Consider the following 16,983-nt stretch of genomic DNA (forward strand, 5'->3'; position numbering starts at 1 on the left):
GCTGTCGTCGCTTAGTCGACGAGGTTCAGGGCTTCGTCAGCCTTGGCCTTGGCGGCGGCATACTTCTCCGTCGCGAAGGCGGCCCACTTCTGTTCCAGTTCCGCCTGACGAGCGGTCTTGTCCTCGCCGCCGGTGAAGGCGTCGCGGGTCTCCTTGCTCGCCGCCTCGTCCGCCGTGATCGGCATGGCGGCAACCAGGGCCTTGGCTTCGTCGAGAAGCGCGCGGGCAGCCGGCTGTTCGTTGGCGGCAAGCGCCTTTTCGGCCGCATGGATCGCCTGGGTGGCGCCCTTGAGGTTTTCGAGCTGGAAGGAGATCAGCTGGTCGAACAGCGTGTCGACGACATCGGTGCGCTTCTTCGAAACGTCGCTGTCAAAGGTGATCATCGACTGGAAGCGCGGATCCTTGAAGGGGTTCGGGAAGCCTTCTGGCGCCTTGGCGTAGAGCGCCGGGTTGATCGGCAGGCGACGGATCGCCGGCTCGAGCAGGACTTCCTGGCCCTTTTCCGACAGGATGTAGTTGACGAAGGCCTCGGCGCCCGCTTGGTTCGGCGCATTGGCGACGATGCCGATGTTGGCCGGAACGACCGTCGTGACCGACGGATAGGCGAAGCTGACCGGGAAGCCGCTTGCCTGGGCCGAGAAGGCGAAGAAGTCGATGACGATGCCGATGCCGGTCTGGCCGGAGTTGACGGCATCCGGAACGCCGAAGGAGCGTTCGGTCACCTGCTGCAGGTTGCCGCCGATGCCCTTCAGCGTACTCCAGCCCTTGTCCCAGCCTTCGCCCTGCAGGATCGTCTCGATCGTCAGGTGGGTGGTGCCGGAGCGCGAGGGCGCGGCGATGGCGACGTGGTCGAAATATTCCGGCTTGGCGAGATCGCCCCACTCGGCCGGCTTCGGCAGATTGTTGGCTTCCAGGTAACGGTCGTTCGACATGATGCCATAGCCCGATGCGGCAAAGCCGAAATAGAAACCATCAGGATCGTTGACCGGATAGGAGCCGACCTTTTCCGGCAGGCCCGTCACCGACGGGGTGAACTTGGCGAGCAGTTGCCTGCTCTTCAGGCTGTCGAAGGCGTCAGGGGCCGATGCCCAGAACAGGTCGACCTGATTGTTGACCTTGGTCTCGTCGATGTACTTGACGCCCGAGCTGGTGCTCTTGTTCTGGACGTCGAGGGTGAAGCCGGGGTTGGCGGCCTCGAAGCCGGCCTTGAACGGGTCGGTCACGTCCTTGGAGAACGAGGTGACGATCGTCACCTTGCCGCCGTCTTGCGCGTGGGCCGTCACGATGAAGGCAGCCGACATCAGCATCGCTGCTGCGATGGTTTTCAACATAGGTATCTCCTCCCAATAGACCGCCAATGCTTGGCGGCTGTCCTCTTGAGAGCAAGGCCCGTGCCAGATTGAAAATCCCGGAAAACCAGCCAGTTTCAGATCGAAATGGGTAAGAAAGGTAACATCGGGGCCGGTGAGGCGGGGTCAAAAGGGTAACATCACCCCTCGTCACCATCGGCCCGGGCATCGATGTCGAACTTGCGCATCTTCAGATAGAGCGTCTTGCGGGAGATCCCGAGCGCATCGGCGGTCGCACCCACGCGGCCTTCATGCCTGGCGAGACCGTTGATGAGGATGGTTCGCTCCAGCCGATCCATCTGTGCTTCCAGCGTCTCGCCGCCTGCCGTCGCGGCTTCGGTGTCCGGGCGCTCTTCGAGCCCGAGCACGAAGCGCTCAGCGACATTGCGCAATTCGCGCACGTTGCCGGGCCAGGGGCGAGCGTTGAGATCGGCCAGAAGATCCGCGCCCACCGGCGGTGGGGTGCGTCCCTGACGCTTCGCGGCAAGGCCGAGGAAGTGATGGAACAGGAGGCCGACGTCGCCCTTGCGGCGCGCGAGCGGCGGCAGTTCGACCCGGGCGATGTCGAGGCGATAGGCAAGGTCTTCTCGGAATTCTCCCCGCCGCGCGGCATCGTGCAGGTCGGCCTTGGTCGCCGCCACCACGCAGATATTGACCGGCAGTTCGACGTTCGAGCCGAGGCGCTCGATCACGCGCTCCTGCAGCACCCGCAGCAGCCGCACCTGGGCTGCGAGCGGCATCGACTCGATCTCGTCGAGAAACAGCGTGCCGCCATCGGCATATTCGATCTTGCCGATGCGTTTTTCCCGAGCGCCGGTGAAGGCGCCGGCCTCGTGCCCGAAAAGCTCGGATTCGAGCATGGTCTCGGGGATGGCGCCGCAGTTGACGGCGACGAACCGGCCCTTGCGACCACTGAAATCGTGCAGGGCGCGCGCCGTCACTTCCTTGCCGGTGCCGGTATCGCCGATGATCAGCACATCGGCACTGGCCGCTGCGATGCGCTGCAGTTTTTCGCGCAGCGCCACCATCGGCGCCGAATGCCCGATCAGCCGCGTTTCCCAGCCGTCCTTGTCGACAGAGAGCCGCAGCCGCCGGTTTTCGAGCAGCAGGCGACGGTGATCGCGGGCGCGGCGCACGGTCTCGATCAGGTGCACCGGGTCGGCCGGCTTTTCGAGAAAATCCCAGGCGCCCTCGCGCATCGCCCTCAGCGCCATCGGGATGTCGCCATGCCCGGACATGAGGATGATCGGGATATCAGGGTCGATCTTGCGCACGGCGGCGACCAGGTCGAAGCCGTCATGATCGGGCATGCGCACATCCGAGACGATCACGGTGTCGCTGTCGGCGCGCAGGCCGGCGAGCGCCGAGATGACGGAACCGTGCGGGGCGACGGTGAAGTCCTCCAGTTCCAGCACCTGGCAGCAGGCCTCAAGCACGCTGGCGTCGTCGTCGATCAGGATGATGTCCGCTTCCGGTCTCATTCCGGGCCTTTCAGGGATACGAGGAATCGGGTGCCGGCCGGGCCGGTCTCGAGGATGGCGATGTCGCCGCCGAAATCCTTGACGATGTTGTAGGAGATCGACAGGCCGAGGCCGAGCCCCGAGCCTACCGGCTTGGTGGTAAAGAACGGATCGAACACGGCCGGCAGGTTATCCGCGGCGATGCCGTGCCCGGTATCGCCGACGATCAGACGCGCGGCGCCGCTGGTGACTTCAACGCGGACGCTGATGCGCCGAAGTGGTTGGTCGGCGACGGCGTCGAGCGCGTTGCCGACGAGATTGACGGCAACCTGCTCGAGCCGGACCGGTTCGGCCATGACCATTGCCGGGAGGCCTTCCGGCAACGAAAGCTCGAGCATCACGCTCTCCTCCTCGAAACGATGTTCGAGCAGGCTGAGCGCGTCCCACACTGCTGCGGTCAGATCGACCGGCCGCAGCTGCGCGTCCGGCCGTCGGGCAAAGCGGCGGATATGGCTGATCTGGTCGGCCATGCGTCCCGTCAGCCCCTTCATCTTGTCGAGGTTGTTGACCGCCTGTTCGCCCTTGCCGCGGCCGATCAGCGTGGCGGCGTTGTGGATGTGTGCGCGAAGGGCGGCCAGCGGCTGGTTGAGTTCGTGGCCGATGCCGGCCGCCATCTGGCCGAGGGCCGCGAGCTTTGCCGACTGGATCAGCTCGTCGCGGGTCTGGCGAAAGAGGGTCAGCGCACGCGAGAGGTCGCCCAGCTCGTCGGCTTCGGGCGGCGGGATCGCCGTGGAATGCCGGCCCGCGCTGATCGCGCCGGCGGCCGTCGCCAGCAGGCGGATACGGGCGATGAGGTTGCGGTGGACGTAGAAGTAGCCGATGGCGCTTGCCACCAGCACCGAGAGGATGGCGATCGCGAGCAGCAGGCTACGCCCGGTTTCGATTGCGGCGGCCGCGCGTCGCGCGGCGTCCCCGGCGCTTGCCTCGATCGCCACCACCTCCGTCTCGATCTTGCGACCAAGCTCCTCGACCAGCCGGCCGTTTTCGCTGGCAAGTTCGGCAAGTGTGCCGGCCTGCAGCATTTCCGAGCGCTTGCGATTGGGGATGCCCGTCGAGGCGTTGGACTGGTCGAGAATGCGCCCGGCAAGCTGCCGCACGGTGATGCTGTCGGGCCAGCTGTCGAGCGAGCGGATGCGGCTTGCCAGTTCGTCGGCGCTGTCGCCGAGGAAGGCGTTGGTCTCCTGCATTTCCTCTTCGGTCGTGGCGTTGACGAGCCGCCCGATGAGCCCGGTCGCAAGGTTTGCCTGGGAGACGACGGTCAACAGCGCTTCGCTCTTCTGCTGTTCGGCGAGCGCGGCCGCACCCTGGCCCTTGCGGGTTTCCGCCTCGATGTTGAAGCGGATGTCGTCGACCAACGGGTCGGCTTCTTCCAGAAGATCCGCCTGGACCCAGCGAAGCTCGTCGATGTCCGAGCGCATCGCCTCGCGCAGCGTGAAGCGTTTGCCGGCCGCAAGGTCGATCTTTTTCAGATTGGCGCCGATGGCCTCGGCGAGCGGCAGCAGCGCCGCCGTGCTCGATTGCGCCGTGTTTTCTTCCAGCAGGGCTCGAAGGGTCTGGAGGCGCGTCGCGTAGACGGCGCGGATCTCGTTGTATTCGGTACGGTTTTCGGCGCCGGCAAGCACCGACGTTACGGAGCCGATGTCGGCCCCGGCCTTGGAGAGGCGTGACGCGAAGGCGAGCTGCGGCATCTGCTCGTCGGCCATGCGCGACAGTTCGCCCGACAGCCGCTCATAGGAAAGCCAGCCAACCACGCAGGCGCCGACGGCAAGCCCGACGATCGCGACGAAGGCAAGCACGAGGCGGGCGCCGATACCGAAGCGCCAGCGCGGCTGCCGGGCGGTCGTTTCGAGCACCGCCATCGTCACTGCCGCCACGGATGGAGATTGACGGATCCGCCGGATCGCGCGGCCAAGGACAGCAACTGCTCCGCCTCGCTGAGGTTCTGCTCGATCCGCGCGCGCAGGCGGCTGGCGAGTTCCACATGGGCAGGGGAGCGGGCAACGCCACGCGGCCATTCGCCTTGCAGGGCCCCCGCCACATTGGCGACTTCGCTTGCCGAAAGCGGGGGCTGGCCCAACAGCTGTCGCGCCCGGGCCAGCATGCTCAGCCGTTGCGCGTCTTCGATATTCATCGCCTCCAGATCCGCGGCCCTCTTCCACAGTCGGGCAAGGGTTGCCCGGCGGCGCACGATATAGTCGTCGAAAATCAGATTGACGAGCCCGTATCTGCGCGCCGACAGCGCCGCGTCGAAGCCACCGGATTTCAGCAGGCGCTCGCCGTCTTCCTGTGGCAGCAGGTTGCTGTTGAGGGCGGGATTGACCGGGATGCGCGCAATTGCCGGCGACAGCAGGAGTTCCTGGCCAGCCTCAGAAAGCACGAAATCGACGAAGCGTTCGGCTCCCGGCACGTTGCGCGCCCGGGTGAGGATGCCGATGCTTGCCGGCACGAACACGGTGTCGGGCGGCAGGACGAAGACATTGCCGGCGCTGGCGAAATCCGGCGAGGTGGCGAGGAAGTCGATGGTGATGCCGATGCTGAAGCGCCGCTGCGCCACGCCGGAGGCCACCCCGAAGCTGCGGGCGGTTACCGTCGAGAGATTGCCGCCGAGCTGCGACAGCATCGCCCAGCCTTTCTCCCAGCCGTAGGTTTGCAGCAAGGCTTCGACAATCAGGTGCGTCGTGCCTGAGCGGGACGGCGTGGTGATGCCGATCTGGCCGGAATAGACGGGGTTCAGCAGATCCTGCCAGTTCGCCGGCACGGGCAGTTTGCTGCGCGCGAGATGGGCGGGATTGTAGACGAAGCCGTAGCCCGACAGCGCGAAGCCGAGGTAATAGCCTTGGGGGTCGTTCACCGGGTAGCCGAAGACATGATCCGGTGCGCCGGTGTTGCGCGGCGCGATCGGACGCAGGCTCCCGTTGCGCTTCAGGAGCTCGAAGGCATCGGCCGCCGAGGCCCAGAAGATGTCGGCCGGCACATCCGCCTTCTCGATGACGAAGCGGCTGGCGCTCGCGGTGTTGCGCTGCACGATCGTCACTCGCATGTCGGCATTGGCGCGTTCGAACGCAGCGCGGAAGGGCTCGAAGAAGGACGGCGGATAGGAGGTGACCACCACGAGTTCCTGCTTCTCGACAGCACGTGCAGGGCCCGCAAACGCCATGAAGCCAAGGGTGATCAGCGGCAGCAGGGCCGCAATGATATAGAACCGGAACCTTGTCAATTCACTCCCACCGCGCATCGCCGTCCGGTCATTGCCGGTGCCGGTTGTCGCGGACCCTCCCCAAGATGCCGCCGTTTCGTGCCACGCACGGTCGGCGATCGCGGCGTACTCTGCTACGAACAGCACATCGCCGTAAACCCCGCAGGCATGTCGGAGACTGTTGCAAACAGGTCGCAGCCGCGACGATTGGCGCCATGGCAAGATTTCTGCACTTGGCGGTTGCGCGCGATTCGCCTATAGCTCGTCTTCCGGCAACCAATCAGGGAGGTTTCAAAAGATGCCAGCTTTTTCTTTCTCCCTACGGGGCGGCGTGCAGTCTTGAACTGGGCCGGGAAGGGCATTTTCGCCTTTCCGTCTTTTCCAGGTCGGATTTCGTTTCGCTGACCTTGGCCCTTCCTCTCTTGAGGATACGGTCACTCCAATGATGCCGCATCGGAAGCTGGGTTCCTTTTAACGGCATATTCCATTCTGATCTTGTTTGAGGCCGATGCGTCGCGCATCGGGCGATTGTTATGGCTTTTACTCGTATTGACCTGCGCGGCGGTGCGTTCCGCAGCGTTCTTGGATTCACCTGGTCGCACTGGAAAGCGCAGCCGCTGCGCATCAGCGTCATTCTCGGCATGGTTCTCCTGTCGACGCTCGCCGACGTCCTGACACCGCTCTATTCGGGCCGGCTCGTCGACGCCGTCGTTTCCGGCGTGGCGACCGATCAGCTTGCCTGGGATGCGGCGCTTGCCGCCTTCTGGATGCTGATGGCGCTGTCGCTTGGCGCGATCATTCTCAGGCACCTCACCTTCCTGGGGGTCACCGATCTGACGCTCAAGATGATGACCGACATCGCATCGGCTGCGTTTTATCGCATCCAGCGCTTCTCGACCGACTGGCATGCCAACAGCTTTGCCGGATCGACGGTGCGCAAGGTGACGCGCGGCATGTGGGCGCTCGATCTCTTGAACGACACCTTGCTCGTGGCCCTGTTTCCGTCCGTCGTGATGTTGGTCGGATCGACAATCCTGATGTCGTTCTACTGGCCGATGATGGGCGTCATCATCGGTATCGGGTCGATCGTCTTCATCCTGATGACGATCGTGCTGTCGCTCGGTTATGTGGCGCCGATGGCAAGCCTTGCTAACCGGTGGGACACCAAGCTCGGCGGGGCGCTCGCCGATGCCGTGAGCTGCAACATCGTCGTGAAGGGTTTTGGTGGCGAAAGCCGCGAGGACGCGCGCCTAGCCAAGGTGCTCGCCAAATGGCGTGACCGCACGCGTCGCACCTGGATCCGCGGCACGACCAACGGCACGTCGCAGGGCGCCATGCTGCTTATCCTGCGCGCGGCGGTGATCGGCTTTGCGTTGTTCCTCTGGTCGAAGGGCCAGGCGACGGCCGGCGACATCACCTTCGTGCTTACCTCGTTCTTCATCCTGCAGGGTTACCTGCGTGAAGTCGGGCAGCACATCCGCAACCTGCAGCGCTCGATCAACGACATGGAGGAGCTTGTCGACATCCACGGCCAGTCGCTCGGCATCGACGACAAGGCGGATGCCAAGCCGATCCGGATCACCGACGGCCGCATTGAGTTCAAGGATGTGACGTTCCACTACGGTGCGCACCGCAAGCCGCTCTACGACCGGTTCTCGGTGACGATCCGGGAGGGCGAGCGTGTCGGCCTCGTCGGGCATTCCGGCTCGGGCAAGACGACCTTTGTCAAGCTGATCCAGCGCCTGCACGACCTGAAAGCCGGCGAGATCCGGATCGATGGTCAGGACATCGCGTCGGTGACGCAGACGTCGCTGCGCCAGCAGATCGCGATCGTCCAGCAGGAGCCGATCCTGTTCCATCGCTCTCTGTCGGAGAACATCGCCTATGCGCGGCCGAACGCCACGCAGAGCGAGATCGAGAAGGCGGCGAAGCTTGCAAGCGCCCACGACTTCATCACGGCGCTGCCGAAAGGCTACGGCACGCTGGTGGGCGAACGCGGCGTCAAGCTCTCGGGCGGCGAGCGCCAGCGCATCGCCATTGCCCGCGCGTTCCTTGCGGATGCGCCGATCCTGATCCTCGACGAGGCGACATCGAGCCTCGATTCGGAATCGGAGGTGCTGATCCAGCAGGCGATGGAGCGGCTGATGCTCGGGCGCACGACGCTGGTCATCGCGCACCGGCTGTCGACTGTTCGCGCGCTCGACCGGTTGCTGGTCTTCGACCACGGCCGGATCGCCGAGGAGGGCACGCACGACGCGCTGATCCGCCTCGACGGGGGCATCTACCGTGGTCTCTTCGAGCGCCAGGCGCTGGAACTGACCAAGGGGCTGGTGCTGAACGACCAGTAAGGCTTTGACGCCACTTGAAACGATCGCCGGGCCTGGCAAGGGCGCGGCGATTTTTTATGCCGCTCGGCCAAGCCAGCGATCGATACCGCGCGCCGCCGCACGGCCTGTGGCAAAGCAGGCGGTCAGCAGATAGCCCCCGGTCGGTGCTTCCCAGTCGATCATCTCACCGGCGACGAAGATGCCGGGCAGCGCCTTCAGCATGTATTCGTCATCGATCGCGGACCAGGCGATGCCGCCGGCGGACGAGATGGCTTCGGCGATCGGGCGCGGGCGGACGAGCGGGATCGGCAGCGCCTTGATCAAGGCCGCAAGTTCCGGCGGCGGCAAGCGCGCGGCATCAGGTGAAACCTCACGCAGCAGCGCCGCTTTCACCCCTTCGAGGCCAGCCCCCTTGCGCAGGCGATTGGAGAAGCTGGTCTTGCTGTCGAAGCGACCAAGGTCTTTTGCCAATTTCCCGACGGTGCGTCCCGGGGTCAGGTCGACCACCAGGTCGGCCGGTTTGCCGCGAAACAGTCGGTCCCGAAGTGCGCTCGTGTGTGCATAGACGAGACTACCTTCGATACCGGTCTCGCTGACGACGAATTCGCCCGGGACGGTGCCCGCTTCCGAGGTCGCGGTGACGCCCTTCAGCGCCGCGCCGGCGAAGCGATCGCGGAAGGTCTCGCTCCAGTCGACATCGAAGCCGCAATTGGCGGGCTGGAACTTGGCGACAGACACGTCTCTCTGTTCTAGCCATGGCGTCCAGGCGGCATCGGATCCGAGGCGCGGATAGCTGGCGCCACCGAGCGCAAGCAGGGTCGCATCGGCGCTGACAAGCGCCTTGCCGTCGGGAGTATCGAACGCAAGCGCGTTGCCCTCAAAACCTGTCCAGCGGTGCCGCGTCAGGATGCGAACGCCCCGACCTTCCAGCGACTTGAGCCAGGCGCGCAGCAGCGGCGACGCCTTCATTACCTCCGGGAAGACACGGCCCGAGGAGCCGACGAAGGTCCTGGTTCCGAGGTCTGCCGCCCATTGCCTGATGTCATCGGGCGTGAAGGCGTCCAGCGCCGCACGCAATCGCGGCGAGGCATTACCGAAGCGCTCCGTAAAGGCCGTATAGGGCTCCGAATGGGTGATGTTCAGACCCGACTTGCCGGCCAGCAGAAATTTGCGCGCCACCGTCGGCATGCTGTCATAGACGGTGACCGCGTGGCCGCGCTCGGACAGCACCTCGGCGGCCATCAAGCCGCTCGGTCCGCCGCCAATGACGGCGATGTTTTTTTGTCCCATGCGCTTTGCCCGGTCACAGATTTCGCTTCGGCGCACTCTTGGCCCGGCGGCGCGTGGCACGCAACCCCCGTCGGATGCGGCTATCGGCGATGGCCACTGTTGAGCTTCCTCTCCAGCCAGAGGCTGTAGCGCGAACCGGAAAAGCAGATGGCGAAATAGACGAGTGCCGCGAAGATATAGGCCTCGCTGTAAAAGCCGAGCCAGGCGGGGTCGGTGGCCGAGGTCTTGGCGGCATTCAGCAGATCGTAGATGCCGATGACCGCCAGCAGCGAGGTGTTGAGCACGATGCCGATAGACAGGTTGACGATGGCCGGTATCACGGCGCGCAGCGCCTGCGGCAGGACCACCAGCCGGAGCATCTGGATCCGGCCGAGGCCAAGCGACAGGGCCGCCTCCTTCTGACCCGCCGGGATCACCTGGAGGCCGGCGCGGATGATCTCGGCGAGATAGGCGGAGAAGAACAGCGTGACGCCGATCTGTGCACGCAGCAGCTTGTCGATGGCCGCGCCGCTCGGCAGCGCCATCGGCACGATCAGCATCGCCACGTAGAGAACGGCGATCATCGGCACGCCGCGCAGCAATTCGATGAAGGCGATGGCCAGGGACCGAACGATGCCCATGTCCGACTGGCGGGCAAGGGCCAGCAGCAGCGCGATCGGGAAGGCGAAGGCAAGGCCGGCGATCGAGACGGTGAGGGTGATCGGCAGTCCGCCCCAATGATTGGTGGAGACCGGCTCCAGTCCGGCCGCGCCCGCCATCAGCAGCCAGATGCCGAGAAGCGCCAATAGCCAGATCGGCACCAGGCGTAAGCTCCAGAAGCGGGGAAGGGCGGAGACCGTCAGCAGCGCAGCGATCAGGGCGATCACCAGCACGGGGCGCCATTGTAGCGGCGGCGGGAAGAAGGCAAACAGCATGAACCGAAACTTGGCGCCGACAAAGGCCCAGCAGGCGCCAGTGCCTTCCGCGGCGCAATCGGCCGCCGTGCCGGTCCAGACGGCGTCGATGACGGCCCAACGGACAAAGGGAAGAGCAAGCCAGAGGAGCGCGGCGAGCGTTGCCAGCGTGACGAGGCCATTGGCCCAGCCGCTGAAGAGGCCTTCGCGCCAGCGGTGCCAGTCGGGTGCAACCGGCGGCGCAAGTTCGATCTGGCTCATTGTTTTCCTTCTCCGCGCAGGACCACGCGCCGGTTGTAGAGGTTCATGAGGGCCGAAACCGAAAGGCTGATGGTCAGGTAGACGGCGCCGATGAGGATGATCGCTTCGAGCGCCTGACCGGTGGTGTTGGCCGTGGTGTTGGCGACGCTGACGAGATCCGGATAGCCGATCGCGACCGCGAGGCTCGAGTTCTTCGTCAGATCGAGAAAGCTCGAGATCATTAGCGGTGTGATCACGCGAAGCGCCTGCGGCAGCACGACGAGCCGCATGATCTGCGACGGTTTCAGCCCGAGTGCGCGGGCGGCTTCCCATTGACCCGACGCCACCGACTGGATGCCGCTGCGCACGATCTCGGAAATTGAGGCGGAGGCATTGACGACGAGGCCGATCAGCAGGGCGGCGAATTCCGGCGTCAGCGACAGGCCGCCGCGAATGTTGAAGCCGCCCTTAGCGGGCACGTCGATCGAGGCGCTGAAGCCGAAGGATACGAGAGCGAAATAGAAGATTGCCAGCGCGCCGAGCACTGTTCCGGCGGTTTTCGGCAGATAGAACGTTGCGCCCGCGAGCAGGCGCCTGGAAATGACGAGTGCGGCGAAGACGGTCAGGAGCACCGCGGGCAGCCACACTGCGGCCGGCAGGCCGTCGACCGAAAGCGAGGGCAGGAAGACGCCGCGATTGCTGAGATAGACGCCGCCGAGGAACGTATAGGCGCCGCGCGGTGGAGGCAGCGCGCGGATGATCGCGCTCCAGAGGAACAGTTGCAGCAACAATGGGGTGTTGCGCAGAAGCTCGACATAGCCATGCACGAAGGTCGCGAGCAGCAGATTGCCCGAGAGCCTGATAATGCCGAGCGCGACACCGAGCACGGTTGCAAGCAGGCAGCCGACGAGTGCGACCTTGACGGTGTTGGCGATGCCGGCGGCCAGCGCCCGGGCGTAGCTGTCGCCGGCTGCGTAAGGAAGGACGCTTTCGCCAATCTCGAAATTGGCCTGATGGGAGAGGAAGGCAAAGCCCGGCGTCAGGCCCATGCGGTGCATGCTCTCGGCGGTGTTCTGGCCGAGAAAGCCAAAAAGCAGCAGCACGCCGACAAAGAGCAGGCCTTGCTGCAACGGCAGCGGTCCGATCCACGAAAGGAGGCGCGAGACAGGTCCGGGCCCCGAAGGGCCCGGTTGGATGTGGCGTATCATGGGAAATGCCATGAACCGGCTCAACGGAACGGCGGCGAATAGAGCAGGCCGCCAGCCGTCCAGGGCTGGTTGTAGCCGCGCTCGAAATTGAGCGGCGTACCCTTGCCGACGTTGCGCTCGAAGATCTCGCCGTAATTGCCGACGGTCTTGACGATGTTGTAGGCGAATTTCGGATCGAGACCGATGGCTTCGCCGAGCGACGGGTCGACGCCGAGGAAGCGCTTGATCGCCGGGTCTTCGCTCTTGAGGAAGGTATCGACATTGTCCTTGGTGATGCCGAACTCTTCCGCCTGGATCGTTGCGTAGACGGTCCAGTTGACGATTTCGAGCCACTGGTCGTCACCGGCGCGAATTGCCGGCGCCAAGGGCTCCTTTGACAGGCGCTCCGGCAGAAGCACGTAGTCGTCGGGCTTGGAGAGCTGGGTGCGCTTGGCGGCAAGGTCGGTCGCATCCTGAGTGAGTGCGTCGACGCGGCCACTGTCGAGCGCCTTCAGGAACTCGCCGGTTTCCTCGATCGTGACCGGCGTGAAGGCCTTGCCGGTCTTGCGGAAGAAGTCGGCGATGTTGAGTTCGCCGGTGGTGCCGCTCTGGACGCCGATCGTCGCGCCGTCGAGTTCTTCGCCCTTGGATACGCCGAGGTCCTTGCGCACCAGCAGGCCCTGGCCGTCGTAGAAGACGACGGGGCCGAAGTGGAAGCCAAGCTTGAAGGCGCGGCTCACTGTCTGGGTGACGCCCGAAAGCAGAATGTCGAATTCGCCCGATTGCAGCGCCGGCAGGCGCTGCTGCGGCGATGAATTGGTGAACTCGACTTTCTCGGCATCGTTGAAGACGGTGATGGCGATGGCGCGGCCGAAATCGACGAAGAAGCCCTGCCAGCGGCCGTTGCTGTCGGGCGAGAAGAAGCCCGGCGTGGTGCCGACGCCGACCTTGATGACGCCGCGCGCCTTGATCTTGTCGAGCGTTTCGCCGGCAAGCGCCGAAGTGGCGATCAGGCCGGCCGCCAGCGCTGCCGTCGCGGCAAAGGCTTTCGTGAAAAGTTTTCGGTGAGTGGAAGTTCGCTGCATAAAGGTCCCCAAAGCCAAAGAATGTCATTTCGCCACCGGCCAGAGCCGCTCGAGGCGTGCTTAAAAATTAAATCTATAGAAATTATATAATAGGTATGATTGTGCGAAATAAGCGCGGGACCCGAAACAGATTTCGCCGCCTCGTTTTTGCCGGGAACGTTTTTGACAAGAGCTCATCGGTTGATGGCGATGACCCCAGAAGGCGGGGATTGCATTCGCCCTCGACCGATGACCGGCACGCTGCAGCGCAAAACTCCGGCTGCATATGCAGGCCTATGCCTCTTGTTGAGATCGGCGGAAGCTCCTAGGTTCCGCCCGTCGATTGGTTTATCTCCTTGGCGATGCAGCTTTTTGCGGGAAATTGGCGGGAACGAATGGGATGGGGCGCGCCGGTGTCGGTCGCCCTGCACCTCGTCGTAGCCCTTTTCCTATTGTACGACCTGCCGTTCGAGCTGCCGAAGCCGCCGAAGGAGCAGACCGTCAACGTCGAGCTTGTTCCGCCGCCGGCGGAGGCAAAAGAACCAAAGCAGGCCGAACAGAAGCAGGCAGAGCAGAAGAAGGCGGCGCCGAAAAAGGGCGAAGAGAAGAAGGCTGAACAGCCGAAACCGCAACCCAAGCCTAAGCCCCAGCCGAAGGCAGACCCGAAGCCGCAACCCAAGCCGGCGCAACAGCTGCCGCAATCCTTCGCCTCGGCGATGGCCAAGACCAAGCAGGACAACAAGGAGGCAGAGCTTCCGCCGGCTGCGCGCGAGACGGAGAAAAAGACCGAGGCTTCCGAGCCGGCAAAGGCCGTGGACGACAAGGCAAAGCCGGCGGATAAGCCGGCAACGGCGCCTTCGACCGAGAAAAAAGAGCCGGTCAAGGAGCCGAAGCCCCCGTCAACGCTTGCCGTGCCTGCGAGATCCACTAACAGCGCCACGCAGACGGCGGATGAAAAGCCTGCGGCGACGGTGGCCGAAGCCAAGCCTGAACCAAAAGAGACGCCTGACGCCAAGCCGCAGACGGCCAAATCGGAAGGGACCACAAAAACCAAGCCGGCCGATGCTGCGGCAAAGATCGAACTCAAGCCCGTTCCGAGCAAGTTGACCGAAGCAAAGGAACTTTATTCTGCAAAGTCGATTGCCGATCCGCGGGTGAAGCAGGCCCTGATCAACCTGCCGGTCAAGAGGCGGATCCTGCAACTGTGCAATCTCGAGGCGCTGGAGCAGATCCGCAGCCAACGGCCGGATACCCCGCCCGAAGGATTGGTGCCGTTCGGGCCGAGGGGCGGCTTCATCGCCAAAAACCGTATGGACGCCAGCGGTGGGGCCTACCAGAACAAATCGAATTGGTATGACGTCGACTTCAATTGCGTCGTCAATGAAGATGCGACCGAAGTGACCTCCTTCAGCATAGCGATCGGTGGCGAAGTGCCGAAAGCAGCCTGGAAGGAGCGTCGGCTTCCGGGGAATTGATCCTTGCGACGTGGGTGGAGGGGTGTGTGGTCTCCGACCAAGCCCACTACGCTCGCTGTGTGCAGCGCCCGCCGTAACCCCCGGTCGACGCGCTGCGCTGAGAATCGCTTTGCCTGCCGGACCCAATGAGCCCGGCAGGCGCAGGTGCGAGTTGCCACTCCCGCACCAAGCTGATGCGGTTGTTGTTACTCCGCCGGTTGAAGAACCCGCTCGCGATAGACAGACACCAGCGAGGTGCCGAGCATCGCGGCCACGGCCGCAAAGAGGAAGACGCCGGCCGGGCCCTGCAGTTCGACGAGCAGGCCGCCGAGGATTGCGCCGGTGGAAATGGCGATCTGGAAGGTGGTGAGCGTTGCGGCCCCCGCACCTTCGGCCTCGTCGCCGGCCGCGCGGCTGAGGAACGACTGGACGCTGACCGGCAGGGCACCGAACGCGAAGCCCCAGGCGGCGGTGGCAACAATCGCGACGGCCGGCAGCGCGCCCGCCAGGGCCAGGACCAGCGTCGTGGCGGCGACGCCGGCGGCGGCTGACATCATCGACAGTCGCGTGCTGCGCTCGGCGAGGAAACCGCCGGCAATGTTGCCGAAGAAACCGCCGACGCCGAAGGCGAGCAGGATCGCGGTGATAGCCTCGACGCCGAACTGCGGCACCTGTTCAAGGAACGGGCGGACATAGGTGAAGCCGGCAAAGTGACCCGTGACGACGAGCAGGATGGTTGCGAGGCCAAGTCGGATCGCCGGCCGCCTCAAGACGTTGAGAATGGTGTTGAGCCCGGTCGTTCCCTTCGGCGGCAGGCGCGGCACGGTCAGCGCCTGGACGATGAAGGTGACGATGCCGACGGCGGCGGCAAGCAGGAAGGCGTAGCGCCAGCCGAGTGTCGCACCGATCCAGGCGCCAACCGGGGCCGCGCAGACGGTCGCGATCGAAACGCCGGACATCACGATCGCCATGGCGCGCGGCATCAGCCGGCCGGGAACGAGCCGCATGGCAAGCGCCAGCGACAGGGCCCAGAAGCCGCCAAGGCCGATGCCGAGCAGGAAGCGCGCGACAAGCAGCATCGGAAGGCTGGATGCGAAGCCGGCGATCAGGCTGGAAATGATGAGAAGCGCCGTCAATGTGAGCAGCACGTTGCGGCGGTCGAAGCGACCGGTGTAGACGACGATCGCCGGCCCGGCGATGGCAGCGACGACGGCCGTGGTCGTCACCGATTGTCCGGCCGCGCCGACGGTAACGCCGAGATCGGCCGACATCGGCGTCAGCAGGCTTGCCGGCAGAAATTCCGCCGTGACCAGGCCGAAAACGCCGAGCGACAGCGATACGACCGCCGCCCATAGCGGCTTTTCTTGTTCATCCGCCTCGCCCGAAGGCCTTGCGACGATGCCATCCATAATTTCGATCTCCATTGTAGGTGAGATGAAAATATGCATGGCTCACTGGAGTTTCTATGCTAGAAAATCCAAAACACTGTGCCGTTTGTCCAAATCTGGAGTGACCCATGACCGATGCGCTGACCGACATCCTGCGCGGCCTGAGGTTAGACGGAGTGGAATATGGGCGTTGTCAGCCCTGTGCGCCATGGGCAACCGCCTATCCGGCGCAGGAACCCGCGCGTTTTCACTTTCTAGCGTCCGGTTCGGCCCATCTCCAGAGCCCCGATGGCGCCTGGGTGGAGCTGACGCCGGGCGATGCCGTGCTCTTGCCGCGTGGCGACGCGCATGTGCTTGCCAGCAAGCCCGGCCTGCCGACGATCTCGATCCACGACCTGCCGAAACGGCAGCTTTGCGACGGCATCGTCGACGTGCAATGCCCCAATTCCGATACCCAGAACCTGCTGTTCTTCGCGGTGATGCAGTTCAATGTCGACCGGCTGCACCCGCTCTTGCAGCTCATGCCTTCGGTGATGCGCACCAGCGACCTCGCCTCAAGCGAGCCATCGATCCCTTCGCTGCTCGATACCATGACGCGCGAGGCGGCGATGCAGCGCGTCGGCTCCGGCGGCATCCTGGCGCGGCTTGCCGACGTGCTGACGGCCACGATCATCCGTGCCTGGGTCGAGCACGGCTGCGGCACGGCGACCGGTTGGCTTGCCGCCGTGCGCCATCCGGAGGTCGGCCGGGTGCTCGCCGCCATCCATCTCGACCCGACGAAGGACTGGACGGTGCCGGAACTGGCAAAGCTCATGGGCGCGTCGCGCTCCGGTTTCGCCCAGCGCTTCGCCGATACCGTCGGCGAGACGCCGGCGCGCTACGTGGCACGGATGCGCATGCACCAGGCGCATCAGTGGCTGCGCGAAGGAAAGCGCGTCGCCCATGTCGCCAACCGTCTCGGCTATGATTCCGAGGCGTCCTTCAGCCGCGCCTTCCGCAAGATCATGGGCGCACCGCCAAGCCATTCGCGAAACCTGATACCGGCGCCTGAGCAGATCGCTTCGTGACCTGCGTG

12 protein-coding genes are annotated in these 16,983 nt (G+C 64.6%); 3 read left to right on the forward strand and 9 right to left on the reverse strand.

The window, feature by feature from the left end; genetic code table 11:
- Positions 1-11: 11 nt before the first annotated feature.
- The 4 genes from OKW20_RS11180 to OKW20_RS11195 form a co-directional block, all read right to left on the reverse strand.
- Positions 12-1,331, reverse strand: coding sequence for an ABC transporter substrate-binding protein (locus OKW20_RS11180; protein WP_429118146.1), 1,320 nt, complete (start codon positions 1,329-1,331; stop codon positions 12-14).
- Between the two features lie 158 nt (positions 1,332-1,489).
- On the reverse strand, positions 1,490-2,830 hold the full coding sequence (locus OKW20_RS11185) for a sigma-54-dependent transcriptional regulator (protein ID WP_429172191.1): 1,341 nt from the start codon (positions 2,828-2,830) through the stop codon (positions 1,490-1,492).
- A complete protein-coding gene (locus tag OKW20_RS11190; RefSeq protein ID WP_429172193.1) occupies positions 2,827-4,728 on the reverse strand; it encodes an ATP-binding protein in 1,902 nt (633 codons plus the stop codon). The genes OKW20_RS11185 and OKW20_RS11190 overlap by 4 nt, the downstream gene beginning before the upstream one ends.
- A 2-nt stretch (positions 4,729-4,730) precedes the next feature.
- A complete protein-coding gene (locus OKW20_RS11195) occupies positions 4,731-6,086 on the reverse strand; it encodes an ABC transporter substrate-binding protein (protein WP_429172195.1) in 1,356 nt (451 codons plus the stop codon).
- 512 nt (positions 6,087-6,598) lie between these two features.
- On the opposite strand from OKW20_RS11195, the gene OKW20_RS11200 reads away from it, so the two are divergent.
- Positions 6,599-8,413, forward strand: coding sequence for an ABC transporter ATP-binding protein (locus tag OKW20_RS11200; protein ID WP_429172196.1), 1,815 nt, complete (start codon positions 6,599-6,601; stop codon positions 8,411-8,413).
- A gap of 54 nt (positions 8,414-8,467) precedes the next feature.
- Here the strand turns inward: OKW20_RS11200 and OKW20_RS11205 are convergent, their stop codons facing one another.
- From OKW20_RS11205 to OKW20_RS11220, 4 genes are all read right to left on the reverse strand, one after another.
- Entirely contained in the window at positions 8,468-9,682 is a 1,215-nt protein-coding gene (locus OKW20_RS11205) for a TIGR03862 family flavoprotein (protein WP_429172198.1), read from the reverse strand.
- An 80-nt stretch (positions 9,683-9,762) separates the two neighbouring features.
- The gene (locus tag OKW20_RS11210; protein ID WP_429172200.1) at positions 9,763-10,836 is read right to left on the reverse strand and encodes an amino acid ABC transporter permease; all 1,074 of its coding nucleotides are present in this window, start codon (positions 10,834-10,836) and stop codon (positions 9,763-9,765) included.
- Positions 10,833-11,945, reverse strand: a complete 1,113-nt coding sequence (locus OKW20_RS11215) for an amino acid ABC transporter permease (protein ID WP_429172202.1) — start codon at positions 11,943-11,945, stop codon at positions 10,833-10,835. The genes OKW20_RS11210 and OKW20_RS11215 overlap by 4 nt, the downstream gene beginning before the upstream one ends.
- A 98-nt stretch (positions 11,946-12,043) precedes the next feature.
- Complete coding sequence (locus OKW20_RS11220; RefSeq protein ID WP_192449472.1) at positions 12,044-13,087, reverse strand: amino acid ABC transporter substrate-binding protein; 1,044 nt, start codon at positions 13,085-13,087, stop codon at positions 12,044-12,046.
- Positions 13,088-13,428: 341 nt separating this feature from the next.
- On the opposite strand from OKW20_RS11220, the gene OKW20_RS11225 reads away from it, so the two are divergent.
- Positions 13,429-14,541 (forward strand): DUF930 domain-containing protein, encoded by a 1,113-nt coding sequence (locus tag OKW20_RS11225; RefSeq protein WP_429172342.1) that lies wholly within the window; start codon positions 13,429-13,431, stop codon positions 14,539-14,541.
- 185 nt (positions 14,542-14,726) lie between these two features.
- Here OKW20_RS11225 and OKW20_RS11230 read toward each other — a convergent pair whose 3' ends face one another.
- A complete protein-coding gene (locus tag OKW20_RS11230) occupies positions 14,727-15,929 on the reverse strand; it encodes an MFS transporter (protein ID WP_429172204.1) in 1,203 nt (400 codons plus the stop codon).
- A 107-nt stretch (positions 15,930-16,036) separates the two neighbouring features.
- Between OKW20_RS11230 and OKW20_RS11235 the strand changes: the two genes are divergently transcribed.
- Entirely contained in the window at positions 16,037-16,975 is a 939-nt protein-coding gene (locus tag OKW20_RS11235; RefSeq protein ID WP_429172206.1) for an AraC family transcriptional regulator, read from the forward strand.
- Positions 16,976-16,983: the final 8 nt, after the last annotated feature.

The sequence above is a fragment of the Ensifer sp. LBL genome, from assembly GCF_050435225.1.
Classification (GTDB): Bacteria; Pseudomonadota; Alphaproteobacteria; order Rhizobiales; family Rhizobiaceae; genus Ensifer.

What these genes read in the sequence shown, in the direction of transcription:
- OKW20_RS11180 (WP_429118146.1), bottom strand. Translation starts at nt 1,331, where the DNA reads ATGTTGAAAACCATCGCAGCAGCGATGCTGATGTCGGCTGCCTTCATC.
- OKW20_RS11185 (WP_429172191.1), bottom strand. Translation starts at nt 2,830, where the DNA reads ATGAGACCGGAAGCGGACATCATCCTGATCGACGACGACGCCAGCGTG.
- OKW20_RS11190 (WP_429172193.1), bottom strand. Translation starts at nt 4,728, where the DNA reads ATGGCGGTGCTCGAAACGACCGCCCGGCAGCCGCGCTGGCGCTTCGGT.
- OKW20_RS11200 (WP_429172196.1), top strand. Translation starts at nt 6,599, where the DNA reads ATGGCTTTTACTCGTATTGACCTGCGCGGCGGTGCGTTCCGCAGCGTT.
- OKW20_RS11205 (WP_429172198.1), bottom strand. Translation starts at nt 9,682, where the DNA reads ATGGGACAAAAAAACATCGCCGTCATTGGCGGCGGACCGAGCGGCTTG.
- OKW20_RS11210 (WP_429172200.1), bottom strand. Translation starts at nt 10,836, where the DNA reads ATGAGCCAGATCGAACTTGCGCCGCCGGTTGCACCCGACTGGCACCGC.
- OKW20_RS11220 (WP_192449472.1), bottom strand. Translation starts at nt 13,087, where the DNA reads ATGCAGCGAACTTCCACTCACCGAAAACTTTTCACGAAAGCCTTTGCC.
- OKW20_RS11225 (WP_429172342.1), top strand. Translation starts at nt 13,429, where the DNA reads ATGCAGCTTTTTGCGGGAAATTGGCGGGAACGAATGGGATGGGGCGCG.
- OKW20_RS11230 (WP_429172204.1), bottom strand. Translation starts at nt 15,929, where the DNA reads ATGGATGGCATCGTCGCAAGGCCTTCGGGCGAGGCGGATGAACAAGAA.
- OKW20_RS11235 (WP_429172206.1), top strand. Translation starts at nt 16,037, where the DNA reads ATGACCGATGCGCTGACCGACATCCTGCGCGGCCTGAGGTTAGACGGA.